The organism is Lentzea sp. JNUCC 0626, assembly GCF_043632865.1.
In the GTDB taxonomy this organism is placed as follows: domain Bacteria; phylum Actinomycetota; class Actinomycetes; order Mycobacteriales; family Pseudonocardiaceae; genus Lentzea.
On the sequence record NZ_CP171635.1, the window covers coordinates 5,509,649 to 5,526,931 of the forward strand.

At 67.7% G+C, this 17,283-nt stretch carries 16 protein-coding genes; 6 read left to right on the forward strand and 10 right to left on the reverse strand.

From position 1 onward, the window contains the following. Positions 1 to 72 precede the first annotated feature (72 nt). Positions 73 to 2,361, forward strand: coding sequence for an FdhF/YdeP family oxidoreductase (locus JNUCC0626_RS24720; protein ID WP_394613148.1), 2,289 nt, complete (start codon positions 73 to 75; stop codon positions 2,359 to 2,361). Positions 2,362 to 2,366: 5 nt separating this feature from the next. On the opposite strand, the gene JNUCC0626_RS24725 is transcribed toward JNUCC0626_RS24720, so the two are convergent. The 4 genes from JNUCC0626_RS24725 to JNUCC0626_RS24740 all read right to left on the reverse strand — a co-directional run bounded on the left by JNUCC0626_RS24725 (position 2,367) and on the right by JNUCC0626_RS24740 (position 5,234). Then, positions 2,367 to 2,528 (reverse strand): hypothetical protein, encoded by a 162-nt coding sequence (locus JNUCC0626_RS24725; RefSeq protein ID WP_394613149.1) that lies wholly within the window; start codon positions 2,526 to 2,528, stop codon positions 2,367 to 2,369. A gap of 25 nt (positions 2,529 to 2,553) precedes the next feature. Continuing rightward, positions 2,554 to 3,111, reverse strand: a complete 558-nt coding sequence (locus JNUCC0626_RS24730) for a winged helix-turn-helix domain-containing protein (RefSeq protein WP_394613150.1) — start codon at positions 3,109 to 3,111, stop codon at positions 2,554 to 2,556. Between the two features lie 69 nt (positions 3,112 to 3,180). Further along, positions 3,181 to 3,672 (reverse strand): hypothetical protein, encoded by a 492-nt coding sequence (locus JNUCC0626_RS24735; RefSeq protein ID WP_089922227.1) that lies wholly within the window; start codon positions 3,670 to 3,672, stop codon positions 3,181 to 3,183. 47 nt (positions 3,673 to 3,719) lie between these two features. Continuing rightward, positions 3,720 to 5,234 carry a phytoene desaturase family protein gene (locus JNUCC0626_RS24740; protein ID WP_394613151.1) on the reverse strand — a complete coding sequence of 505 codons (1,515 nt, stop codon included), beginning with the start codon at positions 5,232 to 5,234 and terminating at the stop codon, positions 3,720 to 3,722. Between the two features lie 65 nt (positions 5,235 to 5,299). Here JNUCC0626_RS24740 and fdhD point away from each other — a divergent pair, with 65 nt between their 5' ends. Genes fdhD through JNUCC0626_RS24755 form a run of 3 tightly spaced genes read left to right on the forward strand, consistent with a single transcriptional unit; the run spans position 5,300 to position 8,174 of the window. Continuing rightward, positions 5,300 to 6,127 (forward strand): formate dehydrogenase accessory sulfurtransferase FdhD, encoded by an 828-nt coding sequence (fdhD, locus tag JNUCC0626_RS24745; RefSeq protein ID WP_394613153.1) that lies wholly within the window; start codon positions 5,300 to 5,302, stop codon positions 6,125 to 6,127. Beyond that, positions 6,114 to 7,244: a CaiB/BaiF CoA transferase family protein gene (locus JNUCC0626_RS24750; protein WP_394613154.1), complete on the forward strand. Its 1,131-nt coding sequence runs from the start codon at positions 6,114 to 6,116 to the stop codon at positions 7,242 to 7,244. Before fdhD ends, JNUCC0626_RS24750 begins: the two co-directional genes overlap by 14 nt. A gap of 39 nt (positions 7,245 to 7,283) precedes the next feature. Continuing rightward, positions 7,284 to 8,174, forward strand: coding sequence for an alpha/beta hydrolase (locus tag JNUCC0626_RS24755; protein WP_394613155.1), 891 nt, complete (start codon positions 7,284 to 7,286; stop codon positions 8,172 to 8,174). On the opposite strand, the gene JNUCC0626_RS24760 is transcribed toward JNUCC0626_RS24755, so the two are convergent. The 6 genes from JNUCC0626_RS24760 to tig form a co-directional block, all read right to left on the reverse strand. Beyond that, on the reverse strand, positions 8,171 to 9,481 hold the full coding sequence (locus tag JNUCC0626_RS24760) for a serine hydrolase domain-containing protein (RefSeq protein WP_394613156.1): 1,311 nt from the start codon (positions 9,479 to 9,481) through the stop codon (positions 8,171 to 8,173). The genes JNUCC0626_RS24755 and JNUCC0626_RS24760 overlap by 4 nt on opposite strands. A gap of 21 nt (positions 9,482 to 9,502) precedes the next feature. Then, positions 9,503 to 10,081, reverse strand: a complete 579-nt coding sequence (locus JNUCC0626_RS24765) for an RBBP9/YdeN family alpha/beta hydrolase (protein WP_394613157.1) — start codon at positions 10,079 to 10,081, stop codon at positions 9,503 to 9,505. A 657-nt stretch (positions 10,082 to 10,738) separates the two neighbouring features. Continuing rightward, complete coding sequence (clpX, locus tag JNUCC0626_RS24770) at positions 10,739 to 12,019, reverse strand: ATP-dependent Clp protease ATP-binding subunit ClpX (RefSeq protein ID WP_191305687.1); 1,281 nt, start codon at positions 12,017 to 12,019, stop codon at positions 10,739 to 10,741. 242 nt (positions 12,020 to 12,261) lie between these two features. Continuing rightward, positions 12,262 to 12,891: an ATP-dependent Clp protease proteolytic subunit gene (locus JNUCC0626_RS24775; RefSeq protein ID WP_382436920.1), complete on the reverse strand. Its 630-nt coding sequence runs from the start codon at positions 12,889 to 12,891 to the stop codon at positions 12,262 to 12,264. 20 nt (positions 12,892 to 12,911) lie between these two features. Further along, a complete protein-coding gene (locus JNUCC0626_RS24780) occupies positions 12,912 to 13,496 on the reverse strand; it encodes an ATP-dependent Clp protease proteolytic subunit (protein ID WP_394622090.1) in 585 nt (194 codons plus the stop codon). A 230-nt stretch (positions 13,497 to 13,726) separates the two neighbouring features. Further along, entirely contained in the window at positions 13,727 to 15,073 is a 1,347-nt protein-coding gene (gene tig, locus JNUCC0626_RS24785; protein WP_394613158.1) for a trigger factor, read from the reverse strand. 213 nt (positions 15,074 to 15,286) lie between these two features. On the opposite strand from tig, the gene JNUCC0626_RS24790 reads away from it, so the two are divergent. Both JNUCC0626_RS24790 and JNUCC0626_RS24795 read left to right on the forward strand, forming a co-directional pair. Then, on the forward strand, positions 15,287 to 16,018 hold the full coding sequence (locus tag JNUCC0626_RS24790) for a hypothetical protein (protein WP_394613159.1): 732 nt from the start codon (positions 15,287 to 15,289) through the stop codon (positions 16,016 to 16,018). Between the two features lie 289 nt (positions 16,019 to 16,307). After that, a complete protein-coding gene (locus JNUCC0626_RS24795; protein ID WP_382444424.1) occupies positions 16,308 to 17,207 on the forward strand; it encodes a LysR family transcriptional regulator in 900 nt (299 codons plus the stop codon). Positions 17,208 to 17,283 lie beyond the last annotated feature (76 nt).

Consider the following 17,283-nt stretch of genomic DNA (forward strand, 5'->3'; position numbering starts at 1 on the left):
CCGTGTCGACGGCGCCGCCGCGTTCTTCGGGGGCGCTGGCGGCGCCGACGTCGATCGGCGTTGAATGAACACATGAGCAGCAAGCCCCCGCAGCACGACGTCGACGAGTCCGCGCTCGAAGTCAGCACCCCCAAGACCTGGGCCGCGGGTATTCCCGGCGTGCTCGTGTCGCTCGACCGCGCGGTCGAGCAGATGGGTGTCGGGCGCACGGTAAAGACGTTGCGACTGCTCAACCAGCGTGAAGGTTTCGACTGCCCCGGTTGCGCGTGGCCCGAACCCCAGGGTCACCGCAAGATGGCGGAGTTCTGCGAGAACGGCGCGAAGGCCGTCGCGGAGGAAGCCACCAAACGACGAATCGGGCCCGAGTTCTTCGCCGAGCACTCCGTCGAGAGCATGCAGACGAAGACGGACTACTGGCTCGGACAGCAGGGCCGGCTCACCGAACCCATGGTGCTGCGGCCCGGTGCGACGCATTACACACCGATCAGCTGGGACGCCGCGTTCACGCTCATCGCCGACGAGCTGACAGCGTTGTCATCCCCCGACGAGGCGATCTTCTACACCTCGGGCCGCACCAGCAACGAGGCCGCGTTCCTCTACCAGCTGCTGGTCCGCTCGTTCGGCACCAACAACCTCCCCGACTGCTCGAACATGTGCCACGAGTCGTCCGGCTCGGCGCTGAACGAGACCATCGGCATCGGCAAGGGCTCGGTGTCGATCAAGGACTTCGACCTCGCCGACCTCATCGTGGTGATCGGCCAGAACCCCGGCACGAACCACCCGCGCATGCTCAGCGCGCTCGAGGACGCGAAGAAGAACGGCGCGAAGATCATCGCGATCAACCCGCTGCCGGAAGCGGGCCTGATGCGGTTCAAGAACCCGCAGAACGTCGCGGGCGTCGTCGGCAAGGGCACCGCGCTGTCCGACGAGTTCGTGCAGATCAAGGTCGGCGGCGACCAGGCCCTGTTCCAGGCCATCGGTCACCTGCTGCTCCAGTGGGACAAGCTCGACAAGACGTTCATCGAGGCCAAGACGCACGGCTTCGAGGAGTACGCGGAGAGCCTGCGCGAACTCGACTGGGACGGCGTGCTCACCGCGACCGGCCTGACCCGCGAGCAGATCACCAAGGTCGCCGGCATGTTCGTCGACTCGAAGGCCACCATCGCCTGCTGGGCCATGGGACTCACGCAGCACAAGCACAGCGTGCCGACGATCCGCGAGATCACGAACGTCATGTTCCTGCGCGGCATGATCGGCAAGCCGGGCGCAGGCCTGTGCCCGGTGCGCGGCCACTCCAACGTGCAGGGCGACCGCACGATGGGCATCTACGAGAAGATGCCCGAGAAGTTCATGCTGGCGCTGGAGAACGAGTTCGGCATCTCCGTGCCGCGCAAGCACGGCTACGACACCGTGGATGCCATCAACGCCATGCGGCACGGCCGCGGCAAGGTGTTCATCGCGATGGGCGGCAACTTCGTCAGCGCCACCCCGGACACCCCGGTGACCGAGAAGGCGCTGGAGCAGTGCTCGTTGACCGTGCACGTCTCCACGAAGCTCAACCGCTCACACGTGATCCACGGCAAGACGGCGCTCATCCTGCCTGCCTTGGGACGCACGGAAAGCGACGTGCAGCACTCGGGCGAGCAGTTCGTCACGGTCGAGGACTCGATGTCGGTCGTGCACCGCTCGCGGGGCCGCCTCAAGCCCGCGTCGGACCAGCTGCTGTCCGAGGTCTCGATCGTCTGCCGGCTCGCGCGCAAGACGCTCGGCAAGTCGCACCCGGTGGCGTGGGAGACGTTCGAGAAGGACTACGACGTCATCCGCGAGCACATCGCCGGCGTCGTGCCCGGCTGCACCGACTACAACACGCGCGTCCGCCAGCCCGACGGATTCGTGCTGCCGCACCCGCCGCGCGACTCGCAGGAGTTCGCGACGACGACCGGCAAGGCGAACTTCACGGCGAACGAGATGACGGTCATCGAGATCCCCGAAGGCCGCCTGATCATGCAGACCCTGCGCAGCCACGACCAGTACAACACCACGATCTACGGCCTGGACGACCGCTACCGCGGCGTGAAGGACGGCCGCCGGGTGGTGTTCGTGAACCCCGACGACATCGCGGAGCTGGGGTTCTCCGACGGGCAGATGGTCAACATCATCTCGGAGTGGAAGGACGACCCGACGGGCGTCGTCGAACGCCGCGCCGAGTCGTTCCGGATCGTCTCCTACTCCACCGCTCGCGGGTGCGTGGCGACGTACTTCCCGGAGGCGAACCCGTTGGTGCCGCTGGACTCCAAGGCGGACATCTCGGGTACGCCGACCTCCAAGTCGGTCATCGTGCGGCTCGAGGCCGCGGCCTGACCTCTTCAAGCGTGCCGGACCCGGACGAACAGCCCTAACAGGCGTCGTTCGGGTTTCGGCGCGATCTTCTCCTCGGACTTCCGCACGAGCCGGCGCGCGGCCGCGTCGGTCTCGAAGTCCTGCTGACGGTACTTCGCGATAGCAAACGCTTGATCGTGTGACAGCACAGCGGATCTCCTTCGATGGGATTCGTCAGTCGGGTGCGACGGTGTGACTCAGGAAGAACCGGACGGCTCGCGCGCCTTCCGGCCGCAGTTCGGGGTTCAGGCGGCGCTCGTCGTACTTGTCGAAGAGCGTCCGCAGTTCCTCGACGAGCGCGAGGGCTTCCTCGGCGGTGACGAACTTGACCGTGCCCTCGGTGCCGACCACCTGACGCCAGTCCTCCGGCAAGAGGTCGTACTGGCGCAGCCGCGCCCGCATGCGCTCGAACTCCTGATCCAGGTAGGCCATCGACGCGGCCTCAGCCGCCATGGCCGCCTCGCCCTCCAGCCCCTCCGACGAGATGGACTGGCGCTTCGGGACGATCTTCCAGGGCTTCTGCCGGCCGGGCCCCTCGACCTCGGCGACGAAGCCGTACTTGGACAGCATGTTCAGGTGGTACGAGCAGCTCGCGACGCTCTCCCCCAACGCCGCGGAGCACTGGGTCGCCGTCTGCGGCCCCTCCTCAGTGAGCAGTTGGAGCAGCTTCCACCGGAACGGGTGCGAGAGCGCCCGCAGCGCTTTGGGGTCGGTGATCGGAGCGTCCGTCATGCCACCACGGTACGCGTATCAAGGAACCCTTAGCAAGGTTCCTTGATATAGAAGTCTTGAGTTAGCGGCTCACCAGTCCGGCGAGTTCCGGGCGACGGCCGTGACCAGAGGCAACGACTCGATCACCGGCACCCGCAGCAGCTCGGCGGGCACGTCCGGGTCGCGCACGGGTTCGATGAGTTCGCGCAGCAACGCCCCGACGACGTCGTCCGCGGACTGGTCGACCTCGTGGATCAGGTCACGCAACTGATCAGCGGCTTCGTTGAGCACGCGCGGCCGTTGCGGCTCCTCCAGCATCAACGCCGCCAGCCGCAGCACCCGACGACACGTGCGCAGCCTCAGGCTCCGGCTCGCGGACTCGCGCGTGCCCGCGAGGCCCAGGCGGCCGCGCGTGCGTTCGATCCACGGCTCGACGGTCTCGCGGCGCCAGATCGGGCCGGACGCGAGTTCCGCGTCCGGCTCGGGGATGCCGTGCGAGCGTCTCTTGCGCCACACGGCGACGAGTTGCCGACTGAGCCCCATGGCGTCGGCGATCTCCGCGATCCCGTAGAAGTCCCCCACGCCGCAGAGCGTAACCAGAGATGACGGGAGGTGTCATCAAAAATGTCTCAACTGCGCTCGAGGACGGCCCTCGCGGCGTTGTGGCCGCCGATGCCGCTGACCCCGCCGCCGCGCCGGGAGCCAGCGCCGCAGACGAAGACGTTGTCCACCTCGGTCTCGACGCCCCACTGACCGACCTGCTCGTCGGTCTCGGCGAACGGCCAGTCGAGCTCGCCGTGGAAGATGTTGCCGCCCGGCAGGCCGAGCTCTTCCTCCAGGTCGAGCGGGGTGCGGGCCTCGATGCACGGGTTGCCCGCGGCGTCCACCGCGAGGCAGTCCTGGATCGGCTCGACGAGGTGGGCGTTGAGCTGGTCGAGGTAGCGGCCCACCAGTTCGTCGCGCAGTTCGGCGTTGCGGCCCTCGAACAACGACGCGGGCAGGTGCAGGCCGAACAGCGTGAGCGTCTCGTGCCCCTGCAACGACGGCCCGAGGATCGACGGGTCGGTCAGCGAGTGGCAGTACATCTCCCCCGGCAGCACCGACGGCACCTGCCCGGCGACGCTCTCCAGGTACGCGGTCTCCAGCTGGTCGTAGGACTCGTCGAGGTGGAACGTGCCGGCGAACGCGATCCGCGCGTCCACGCCGGACTTCAGCTCGGGCAGCTTCCGGAGCAGCATGTTGATCTTCAACTGGCAGCCGGGCGCGTCGTGGACTTCCTTGCCCTGCAAGCGTCCCAGCACCGAAGGCGCCACGTTCGAGAGCACGAACCGGGCCTCGACGGTGGTGTCCCCGTACGTCACGGACGCGGTCTTGCCGTCCGACTCGATCGCGGTCACCTCGGCGCCGGTGACGATCTGCGCCCCGGCCTCACGCGCGACCCGTTCCAGTTCGGCGGTCACCCCGCCCATGCCGCCGACCGGGACCTTCCACTCGCCGGTGCCGTTGCCGATCACGTGGTAGAGGAAGCACTTGTTGGCGCGCAACGAGTGCAGCGACGAGTGCGTGCCGATCAACGCGTCGGTGGCGACGACGCCGCGCACCAGGTTGTTGTCGAAGAGCTCCTGCAGGGTGGCGCCGATCGGCCGTTCGAAGACCTGGTCCCAGACCCGGCCGCGGGTCACCGCGTCGACGTGCACGCGCAGATGTTCCCGCGACACCAACGGTTCCAGCAGGGTCGGGGCCAGCGCGGCGGCCATCTGCTCCAGGTCGGCGTACCAGCGCTGCCACCGCTGCCAGTCGTCGAGCGACCCGCACACGGCCTCGAACGACTGCTCGGTCGCCGCGCCGGGGGTGCGTTCGACCAGCAGCCCGCCCTTGCCGTTCGGCGTGTAGGACGAGGCCGAACGAGACTTCAGCGCCAGGTTCAGCCCCAGGTCCGCCACGATCCGGTCCGGCAGCAGCGAGACGAGGTACGAGAAGCGCGAGAGGCGGGCGTCGACGCCCTCCCACGGTGAGGCGCTCACCGCGGCCCCGCCGACGTGCGGCAGCTTCTCCAGCACCCTGACCGACTTCCCCGCCTTGGCGAGGTACGCGGCCGCCACCAGCCCGTTGTGGCCGCCTCCCACGATCACGACGTCGTCCATGCCCCGAGATCCCTCCCACGTAGCCTGGTCGGTGGGGAACATAGCGGTCCGAAGGAGATGTGCACATGGGCCGAGTGACGGTGCGCCGAGCGGTCGAACGGGTGTCGTCGAGCGGTCGTCGCCGCAGAGTCGACGCGCTCGCCGCCGAGGAGCCCCTGGAACTGCGGGTCAACGGCAAGGCGCTGGCGGTCACGATGCGCACGCCCGGCCACGACGTCGAGCTCGCGCACGGCTTCCTGCTCAGCGAGGGTGTCATCGGGTCGTCCGCCGACATCTCGATCGCCCGGTTCTGCGAGGGCACCGGGCCGGACGGGCTGAACACCTACAACGTGCTGGACGTCGCGCTGGCCGAGGGCGTGCCGCCGCCGGACACCGGGGTGGAGCGGAACTTCTACACCACGTCGTCGTGCGGGGTGTGCGGCAAGGGCGCGCTGGACGCGGTCAAGCTCAAGACCCGCTACTCGCCCGCGTTCGACGAGGTCAGGGTCACGCCCGAGGCGTTGACCGGGTTCCCGGACGCGTTGCGGGAACGGCAGAAGGTCTTCGAGAGCACCGGCGGGCTGCACGCCGCGGGGTTGTTCGTGGACGGCGAGCTGCTGGTCGTGCGCGAGGACGTCGGCCGGCACAACGCGGTCGACAAGGTGCTGGGCTGGGCGGTGCTGCAGAACCTGGTGCCGTTGCGCGGCGCGGTGCTGATGGTGTCCGGGCGAGCGTCGTTCGAGCTGGTGCAGAAGGCCGCGATGTCCGGGATCCCGGTCCTCGCGGCGGTGTCGGCACCGTCGTCGCTCGCCGTCGAACTCGCCGAGGAGCAGGGTATGACGCTCGTCGGGTTCCTGCGCGGCGACTCGATGAACGTCTACACCGGTGGGGAGCGCGTGGTTGAGACCGCTTGACGGGGTCGTGGTGGTGAGCCTGGAGCAGGCCGTCGCCGTGCCGTACGCGACGCGGTTGCTGGCCGATCTGGGCGCGCGGGTCATCAAGATCGAACGACCCGGCGTGGGCGACTTCGCCCGCCACTACGACTCCGCGTGCGGCGAGGTGTCGTCGTACTTCGCGTGGACGAACGTCGGCAAGGAGTCGGTGTCGCTGGACATCACCCATCCCGACGGCCGCGAGGTGCTCGAACGACTCGTGGCGCGGGCGGATGTCCTGCTGTGCAACCTTTCGCCGCGTGTTTGGGCACGTTTGGCGTTGGAGCTGTCGTCGTCGTTGATCGTCGGTGAGCTGTCCGGCTACGGCTGGAACGGGCCCTACGCGGACCGCAAGGCGTTCGACGCGCTGGTGCAGTCCGAGGCGGGGCTGGTGTCGCTGACCGGCGAGGGCGACGTGATGGCGCGCGCCGGCATCTCGGTCGCGGACATCGCGGCGGGCGTGCAGCTCCAGTCGGCGGTGCTGGCGGCGTTGCTGCACCGAGGCCGGACGGGTGAAGGCGCCCGGCTGCGGTTGTCACTCTTCGCAGCGATGGCCGAGTGGATGCACCAGCCGATGCTCTACGCCGCCGGCACCGGTGCGGCGGCTCCCCGTTCGGGCGCGCACCACCCGAGCATCGCGCCGTACGGGCCGGTGGCCTGCGCGGACGGCTCGGTGCACCTGGCCGTGCAGAACGACGGGCAGTGGCAGCGGCTGTGCGGGCTCGTCGGACTGGGTGCGGAGGAGAGGTTCGCCACAGTGGCGTCCCGCGTGGAGCACCGGATCGAGCTGCAGAAGCTGCTCGAACAGGCCTTTTCGGGCCTCACCGCGGCTGAGTTGCTCGTCACGTTGGACGAGGCCGACGTGCCGTGCGCGCTGACCCGGCCGATCACCGACCTGCCGTCGCACCCGCAGCTCGACACATGGGTTGACGTGCAGGTTCCCGGCGGAACGGCCCGGATGCTGGCGCCGCCGGTGGCCGGGTTCGAGTGGTCAGCGGGTGCGGTGCCCGGGCTCGGCGAGCACAATGAGCGCGTGCTGACGTGGCTGGGCTATTCGGGTGAGGAACTGTCCTCGTTACGCGTGCGTTCCGTCCTCTGAGAAGGAAACGAGGAACGGTGCCCACGCGATGAGGTGAGCATGGGGGAACCGAGGTACAGCCGCCGCACCCTCCTCGCGGCGATCGGCGTGGTCATCGCGACAGCCACCGGCGTCGCGACGTACGTGTCGTCGTCGTCCACGGGTGTCGTCGAGCAGCAGATCGCGACGGCGGACAAGGTGCGTGCTCCTGCTCCTGCCGCCGCGAAGCCGTTGATCCGCTTCGAGCGCGTGTACTCGGCCGCCCGCCACCGCGAGGTCACCCTCGCCTTCTACCTGCCGTCCGGCGTCAACCCGCGCGGCCTGCCGATGTCGATCCTGCTGCACGGCCTGAACGGTGACGCCCGTCACGCCGCCGTCGGTGAGCTTCCCTCGGTGCTGGCCACCGCCGTCGCCAAGGGTTCGGTGCCCGCGTTCGGCTTCATCGCGGTCGACGGCGGCAACAACTACTGGCACGAGAACGTCCCCGGCGACGACCCGATGGCCATGCTCCTCGACGAGATCCCCCGCTGGCTCAAAGAACGCGGCTACGGCGAACCGTTCGCGGTGACCGGTACGTCGATGGGGGGCTTCGGCTCGTTGCTCTACGCGCGCCGCCGTGCCGAACGAGGCGACCCGATCGCGGCCGCCGCGGCCATCTCCCCCGGCCTGATCACGACGTGGCCGGAGATGGCGAAGCGCCGCGCGTTCAAGAACGAGGGCGAGTGGGCGTCGCTCGACCCGTTGCGCCACCTCAAGGCCACCGGCTCCACCGCGGTCGGCGTGTGGATCGGCGACCGCGACAAGTTCATCGAGGGCACCCGCCGCTTCATCCGCGACGCACGACCGTTGGTGGGCACCGTGAAGGGCGGCGGGCACGACGACGGGCTGTACCGGAAGGTGACGCCCGACGTCGTCCAGTTCCTCGCGAAGTACGCGAAGCGCGCCGTCTAGACCCTGGCGGCCGCCCTGCCCCAGTGCAGGTATTTCGTGCGGTTCTGCTCGTCGCGTCCACAAAGGACGAGTACCGGGTGGTAGCCGTCTTCTTCTTGCACGGCGATGAGAGCGTCGTCGCGCAGCCCGGTGTACTCGTGCTCGTCGTCGTCGACCAGCGTCTTCCAGATGTCGTCGAGGGGCACGAACCTGAGCCGCACCGTGCCGCCGTCGCCCTCGGTCACGTGCGCCTCCAGTCCGGCCGACCGGTAGACCCCGACCACCTTCTCGACGTCGACCGGCACCGGCACGAGCGGCGGCGTGGGCAGGGGATTCGGCTTGATGCCGACCTTGTCGCCCAGCACCTTCTCGTGCACGGCGCGCACCAGCGGCAGGCTCTCCCCGCCGTTGGTGAGGACCGCGATGGCGAGTCCGGCTTCGGGGATCACCCGCAGCGACGCCTCGAAGCCCAGCGTCGATCCCGTGTGCGCCAGGCCCTTCCTGCCGTCGGCGTAGGTCTGGACGACCCAGCCGAGGCCCTGCTTGCCACCCGACCCGAAGTTCGGCAGCGTCAGCTGAACCTCTTGCATGGCCGCGAATTCGTCCGACTCGATGTGCAGTCCGGCGAACTCGACCAGGTCGCGTGCGCACATCGCCAGCGCGGTGCCGGCCGGTGCGGCGGCCTCGGTCAGGTACTTGTCGGCCGGAGTGCGTTCCTTGCCGATGTGGCCTGTGGCGATCTTCTGGTTCTCGTACTCGGCGAAGGTCGTGGCCACGGTTTTGAGGTCTCGTTCGTCGGCGATGCGTTCGCGGACGACTTCGTGGAAGGGCTTGCCGCGCAGGACTTCTACGATTCTGCCGAGCACTACGAACCCGCTGTTGCAGTACGTGTAGAGCTCACCCGGCTCCACCACCTGGCGTGCGTCCGCCATCAGGTCGACGTACTTCTCGACCTTGTCGTCGCCGTTGCCGGTGTCGAACCAGAGATCGCCGTCGAAGCCGCCGGTGTGGGTGAGCAGGTGCCTCGGCGTGATCGTCCTGGCAACGTTCTCGTTGGCGAGCTTGAAGTTCGGCAGCACGTTTCGCACCGGCTGGTCGAGGTCGAGCAGGCCCTCGTTGACCAGTTGCACCACCAGGGTGGCGGTCCAGATCTTGGTGATCGACCCGATCTGGAAGGCCGATTCGGTGGTCACCTCTTCGTTGGTGACGTTGTTCAGGACGCCAGCGGCGGTTTGTGTGACTTCGCCGTTGTGCAGGACGGCTACCTGGGCGCCGACGATGTTGTGCTGGGTGATCAGGGCGTCCAGGTCTGGCAGTTCGTTGGTCATGCATCCCCCAGGATGTTTCGACTAGCGAGGTGAGAGTGGCACCGTCCTCGAGCGCACCCACTTGAGCACCGCGGGCCATTCGCCGTAGCCCGCGTCGATGTTGATGTGGCCGGCGTTCGGGAGCACGTCCAGTTCGATCCTCAGTGCTTCCGCCAACTGCTTGGCCTCGGTCATGGAGCAGTGCGGGTCGCCTTCGCCCGCGATCAGCCTTGTTTCGGTGGCGGCTCGGCGAAGGTTGGCCGGGTCCAGTGGGGCCGGGAAGAAGGACTTGATCGCCGGTTCCGGGTGGTCCAGTTGGGGCGGGGCCACCAGGAGGACTCGGTCTACGTGGGCGATGGTGTGGCGGGCCGCGTGGTGCAGCCAGAGGTAGCAGCCCAGGGAGTGGGCTACTACTACGCGTTCCCGGTCTGTTGGGAGGGCTTCGAGATGGGTGTCCAGTTCGGTCAGCCAGGTGTCCCGGTCTGGGGCTTCTGGGCTGCTGAAGTGGGGCATGTCGGCTAGGCCGCCGTGTTCGCTCACGGTTTGGGCTAGCCAGCGCTGCCAGTGGCCTGGGCCTGAGCCGGTGTAGCCGTGGAGCAGGAGGACGTGGGGCAGCGTCATGGTTGTCAGCGTAGTCGCGGGGTGGGTTTTCGGGGTTCCGGCCGCGTTCCAGCGGGGTTGGTTGCGTTTGTTGGTTGGGCTGCGGTTGCGAGGGTGCTCGCGTAGGTCGTGACGAATGAAGTGGGTTGCGATTGGGGCTTGACCTTGAGCCTCTGGCGGGATGCGTTCGCGGCCTCAAAGCCGGGGTGAAAGCGCCCCGGCCGGACCGAGACAGGTTGGCATCCCGCCCCTCAAGGTCAAGCCCCAATCGCCAAGAACGACGGAACCGGTTCCCGATGGGGTAGCAGCCCGTTCGGGCTCGCTTCGCATCGCCACGCCAGGATTCGTAGGTGGTTGGGGTTGTGTTGGTGGCTGCCGGTTGGCACCGCGCGCCAGGCTTGCGTGCGTGGTCGGCCTGCGTTGACGATTGCGGTTGAGGGCGCCGCCATCCCCCGACTCGGCCACTCAGCCTTCCCGCCGCCCTTCCCACCCCTGCCCTACTTTCCCCAGCCGCCTGCCCTCTGCTTCCCTGAGCCGTGTCTGCCCCCTGTTTCCCGTCTTCTCCCTCTTCGCCCCTCATCTGTCCGAAGTGGGCGACCCCGGCCGTCCCCCAGGCATGACAAAGGGGCGCCGGTGGAGATCCACCGGCGCCCCTTTGGCTGTGCTGTTGAGCCCTACCTAGGCCGACTTCTCGCGGCGCTCGCGGCGCGAGGGCTGCCGGGCCACGATGGTCGGGTTCACGTTTTCCTTCACCGTTTGTTCGGTGATGACCACCTTGGCGACGTCCGTGCGGCTCGGGATGTCGTACATCACCGGGAGCAGGACCTCTTCCATGATCGCGCGCAGGCCTCGGGCTCCTGTGCCTCGCAGGATTGCCTGGTCGGCCACTGCTTCCAGGGCGGTCTTGGTGAACTCGAGTTCTACGCCGTCCATCTCGAAGAGCTTCTGGTACTGCTTCACCAGGGCGTTCTTCGGCTCGGTGAGGATCATCACCAAGGACGGCTTGTCGAGGTTCGTGACGGAGGCGACCATCGGCAGACGCCCGATGAACTCGGGGATCAGGCCGAACTTGATCAGGTCCTCCGGCATGGAGTCGGCGAAGTAGTCCGCCGCGTCCGTTTCCGCCTTGGAGCGGACCTCGGCGCCGAAGCCCAGGCCTCGCTTGCCCACTCGGTCCTGGATGATCTTCTCCAGGCCCGCGAAGGCTCCTGCCACGATGAACAGGACGTTCGTCGTGTCGATCTGGATGAACTCCTGGTGCGGGTGCTTGCGGCCGCCCTGCGGGGGCACCGAGGCGGTGGTGCCTTCCAGGATCTTCAGGAGCGCCTGCTGCACGCCCTCGCCGGAGACGTCGCGCGTGATCGACGGGTTTTCACTCTTTCGAGCGATCTTGTCGACCTCGTCGATGTAGATGATGCCCGTCTCGGCGCGCTTCACGTCGTAGTCGGCGGCCTGGATGAGCTTCAGGAGGATGTTCTCGACGTCCTCGCCCACGTACCCGGCCTCCGTCAGCGCCGTCGCATCGGCGATGGCGAACGGGACGTTCAGCATCTTCGCGAGTGTCTGCGCGAGGTAGGTCTTGCCGCACCCCGTCGGGCCGAGCATCAGGATGTTCGACTTCGCCAGCTCGACGCCGTCGTCACGACCCTCGCGCCCGCGGTCGCCCGCTTGGATGCGCTTGTAGTGGTTGTAGACGGCGACGGAGAGGGTGCGCTTGGCATCACTCTGGCCGATGACGTACTGGTCGAGGAACTCGTGGATCTCGGCGGGCTTCGGCAGCTCGTCGAGCTTCACGTCGCCGGCTTCCGCCAGCTCCTCCTCGATGATCTCGTTGCAGAGATCGATGCACTCATCGCAGATGTAAACGCCGGGGCCGGCGATGAGCTTCTTCACCTGCTTTTGGCTCTTTCCGCAGAAAGAGCACTTCAGCAAGTCGCCGCCGTCACCGATACGCGCCATGACCGCTGACCTATGTCCCCTCCGGCGCACACCTGCTGTAGTGCGCCTGCTGACTTGCTGTGGCAGTCCCACTGGCTGTGGGTGCTGAGCCCGTTCTCCTGACGGTACCTGGCCGACCCCGTTTCCGGGGAGGACCAGCGGCCCCTCGACGCGCCGATCAGGCCTGTTGACCGTCACATCGGCGTGTCGGATGGGTGCTCAGTGCCCGAGCTCTGGGGTTTCCCAGAGCTCGGGAACCTCGCTCAGGACTTGGCGGAAAGCTTGCGGTAGGGCAGCACCGTGTCGACGATGCCGTACTCCCTGGCCTCTTCGGCCGTGAGGATGCGGTCGCGCTCGATGCTCTCGCGAACCTCCTCCGCCGTCCGGTTCGTGTGCCGCGCCAGGGTGGTCTCCATCAGGCGGCGCACGCGCTGGATCTCGTTCGACTGGATCTCCAGGTCGGACACCTGACCGTACGCGCCCTCCATGGAGGGCTGGTGGATCAGGATTCGCGCGTTGGGCAGCGCGTGGCGCTTGCCGGGGGTGCCGGCGGCCAGCAGCACCGCGGCGGCCGAGGCGGCCTGGCCGAGGCAGTACGTCTGGATGTCCGGACGCACGAACTGCATGGTGTCGTAGATGGCCATCAGCGAGGTGAACGAGCCACCCGGCGAGTTGATGTACATCAGGATGTCGCGGTCCGGGTCCTCGGACTCGAGGACCAGCAGCTGCGCCATGACGTCGTTGGCCGAAGCGTCGTCAACCTGCACGCCGAGGAAGATGATGCGCTCCTCGAACAGCTTGTTGTACGGGTTCGACTCCTTCATGCCGTAGCTGGTGCGCTCGACGAACGACGGCAGCACGTACCGCGACTGAGGGGCGTGGAACTGGCTCACTTCGAGATTCTCCTCAGCTGCTAGTTGCTCGAGCCGACCGGCTGCGCGCGGGTGACGACCTTGTCGACGAAGCCGTACTCAAGCGCTTCCTGCGCCGTGAACCAGCGGTCGCGGTCGGAGTCGCGGGTGATGGTCTCCACGGTCTGACCGGTGTGCTCGGCGATGAGCTCCGCCATCTCGAGCTTGGTGCGCGTCAGCATGTCCGCCTGGATCGCGATGTCCGCGGCCGTACCGCCGACACCGGCCGACGGCTGGTGCATGAGGATGCGCGCGTGCGGGAGCGCGTGGCGCTTGCCGGGTGCACCCGCGGAGAGCAGGAACTGCCCCATCGAGGCCGCGAGGCCCATCGCGTAGGTGGCCACGTCCGGCTGAATCAGCTGCATCGTGTCGAAGATGGCCATGCCCGCCGTGACGGAACCACCCGGCGAGTTGATGTAGAGCGTGATGTCCTTCTCGGGGTCCTCAGCGGCGAGAAGCAGCAGCTGAGCGGTGATCTGGTTGGCGATGCCCTCTTCGACCTGCGATCCCAGGACGATGATCCGCTCGCGGAGCAGCCGCTCGTACACCGAGTCGTTGAGGTTCATCCCGGCGGTGGCCGACCGCATCTCGGGGGTCGGGAAGGAGTGCTGCGTCACGTCTGCCTGCCTTACTCCAGGTGGAACGAATCTGGAAGCAAAAAACTCTCTGCGATCGACCTTAACGAAGGCGGGCGGCGTCAGATGCCCGACACCGCCCGCGTTCGCTATCAGCTGTATTTACTCGAGCTCGCCCACTCGCGGGTAGGGCGGCTGAGTCGCCCGTCTGAAAGGGGCTTCGCCCCTTTCAGACGACCAACTCAGCCCTCCGCGTCCTCTTCGGACTTGGTCTCGCCGAAGAGCTCGTCCAGGTCGAGCTTGGTACCGCTGCTGTCGGACACCTCAGCCTGGCGCACGACGCTCGCGAGCGCCTTGCCCCGGCGGACGTCGGCGAAGATCGCGCCGAGCTGGCCCGACTGCTGCGCGCGCTTGACGTACTCGTCCGGGCTGATGCCGAAGCGCTGGGCCTGGTAGATGATCCGCTCGGTCAGCTCGCCGTCGGACACCGTGACCTGCTCGGCGTCGGCGATCGAGTCGAGCACGAGCTGCGTCTTCACGGCCTGCTCGGCGGCGGTGCGGAGCTCGGTGTCGAACTCCTCCTCCGTCTGGCCCTGCTCGGTCAGCCACGCGGCGAACTTCGCGTCGTCGTGGTCGAAGGCGTGCACGGCGTCGTGCTTCCGCGCGTCGATCTCGCCCTGGACGATGCCCTCGGGCAGCGGGACCTCGGTGGTCTCCAGCAGCGCCTCGAGGACCTTGTCGCGGGCCTGGACGCCCTGCTGCATCTTCTTGACGCGGCCGAGGCGGGTCTGCAGGTCCGCCTTGAGCTCCTCCAGCGTGTCGAACTCGCTGGCGAGCTGCGCGAACTCGTCGTCGAGCTCGGGGAGCTGGCGCTCCTTGACGGAGCTCAGCACGACGGTGACCTCGGCCTCGCGGCCCTCGTGCTCACCGGCGACGAGCGTCGTGGTGAAGGACTTGGACTCGCCCTCGGACGCGCCGACGAGCGCGTCGTCGATGCCCTCGACGAGCTGGCCGGAGCCGACCTCGTAGGACAGGCCGCTGGTGCGCGCCTCCTCGACCTCTTCGCCGTCGACGGTGGCGGACAGGTCGACGATGACGAAGTCACCGGTCTCGACCGGGCGGGTGACGCCGGTCAGCGTGCCGAAGCGGGCGCGCAGCTCGTCGAGCTGGGTGGTCACGTCCTCGTCGGTGACCTCCTGCTCGTCAACGGTCACGGCGAGCTCGCCGAACGCCGGCACGGTGATCTCGGGACGGACGTCGACCTCGGCGGTGAACTCGAGCGTCTGACCGTCCTCGATCTTCGTGACCTCGAAGTCCGGACGGCCGAGCGTGCGCACCTCGCCGGCGTTGACGGCCTCCAGGTACTTGGCCGGGATGGCCTCCTGGATGACCTCGTCCAGCACCGGGGCGCGGCCGATGCGGTTCTCCAGAACCTTGGCGGGGGCCTTGCCCGGGCGGAAACCGGGGATGCGGACCTGCTTCGCGAGCTTCCGGTACGCCTGGTCGAAGTTCGACTTGAGCTCGTCGAACGGCACCTCGACGTTGATCCGGACCCTCGTCGGGCTCAGGTGCTCGACGGTGCTCTTCAACGTGGACTCCTCGATACGAACAAGAACGTGCAAGACAGCCGGTACCGCCACTCGGGACGCCCGGATTCCCAGCGAGTCTAGGCGAGACCCGCGCTGTGACCGCCGCCACCCCGCTTTGGCCGCTGACAGGGCCTCTCGCAGGCCGCTACGTTCGGGCCCAGCGGCCCTTCTGGTCCGCTATGGGGGCTTCATCCGTGATCCTGGGGGACACGCATGCCGAAAACTTCCGCGCGCCTGCTCGCCGCCGTCGCAACGACCGCCGCGCTGCTCGCCACGACCGTCCCGGCGTCCGCCGCCGAGACTCCACAGGCCACCGCGGTCGCGTACGCGCTCACCGACCACGGCACCACGACCGAGGCGTTGACGGCGGAGAACGCCGACCTCACCGCGCCGCACCTCGCGTCCGGCTACACGGACGCCCACGTCGGCTGGGACATCCGGATGTCCGACGAGGCCTACAGCCCGGGCCTGCCCGAGCAGCCGTTCGTCGCGCGGGCCTCGGAGTCGCAGACCGAGGCGGGGGCGTCCGTCGGCGGCTTCGTCTCGGTGAACGACCGGCACCCGCGCGGTGTCCCGTTCGTGATGCTGAAGGTGGGCAACCTCAACGCCGCCTGTCTGGCTGGCGGCCCGGCCTTCACCGGCGGCGCGGGCGGCCCCGAGCTCTGGGTGCGCCAGGACTACCGGCAGCTCGAGAAGGTGCAGGACATCTCGTGGACCCGGCAGATCGGCGTCCTGCGCGCGCACGACCCCATATCCTCCGGCCTGCGGATCCAGACGACGGTGCGGGCGACCCCGATCACGTCGGTGAGCCAGCTCGCCGCCTACCCGCAGTTCGCGAAGTACGCCGGCCGCACCAACACCGCCGTGATCGGCTACGAGATCGAGGTCGTCCAGGCGGCAACCGAGAGGTACACCGTGCTCGTGGCCGCCGCCGCGGCGTGCTGACACCCGCTCCACAACGCCGTCACCCATCGCGGGTGGCGGCGTTTTTTGTTCGTTCAGCAAACGACTTAACTGAAAAGAGTCGGGCAACTACGGCCCGTCGAAGGCGGCAGTTCCAATTTCACTCTTTTGGCCGCAACCACGATTCCAGACCGATCAAGATGACTCCATAAGCACTAATCGGCGCCGCAGGGCGGACAGGTAGCGTTACTGCTCCCGCACCATCCGTAACAGGACCACGGGAACGAACGAGAAAAAGTCGTCGCACCGTTTTACCCCGAGGATCCGCCTGATGGAGACACGCCAGCTTCTCGCGTTCACGACCGTGGTTCAGACAGGGAGCTTCACCAAGGCCGCTGCCACGCTCAACTGCTCGCAGCCGACCATCACCACCCGCATCAAGGCGCTCGAGGAGGCCCTCGGGGTCGTCCTTTTCCGGCGCCTCCCCAGAGGTATCCAGATGACCTCCGCAGGCGTGGAACTACTCCCGTTCGCGCGAAACATCATCAACCTCACCGAAAAGGCCCGAAAAGCCATCACGATGAACGGCGAGCCGCACGGCAAACTCGTCATCGGTTCCGCACAGAGTTTGACCGACTACCGTCTGCTACCGCTCATCGAATACATGTGCTGGCGCTACCCGTCGGTCCAACTCTCGCTGCACTCGCGCAACGCCCTGAACAACCTGAACTCGGTCCGGGACGGCCAACTCGACTGCGCCTTCTTCATCGGCGCCATCGAACCCCGCGAGGGCCTGGAAACCACGGTGCTCTGCCCCGAACCCCTCGTCATGGTCGCGGGCCCGAACCACATGCTCACCCAACGCCAGTCGCTGGCCGAGGACGACCTCACGAGCAGCACCCTGATCAGGGCCGAGAACGGCGCGTCCTACCACGAGCTCTTCGAGCACTCCCTCGGCTACGACGACACGAGGGCCCCCGTCCTGGAACTGGACTCGGTGGACGCCGCCAAGCGCGCAGTGGCCTCAGGCCTGGGCATCGCCCTGATGCCGGAGGTGACCGTGTCCGCCGAACTGTCCGACGGCAGGTTGGTCCGCTTGCCCTGGTCCCCGACGTTCCGCGTGTACACGCAGTTCGGGTGGCGCCAGGACAACTCGACGAACCCGGCGGTGACGGCCCTGGTGTCGGCGGCGGCGCAGGTGGTGAGCGACCAGGTCGCCTCGCTGACCTGACGCAGCCGGGGCGAGGCGGCGACCGACGTGGCCTGGTGAGGCGACCTGTGCGAGACAGCAGAGCGCAGCGGCTGAG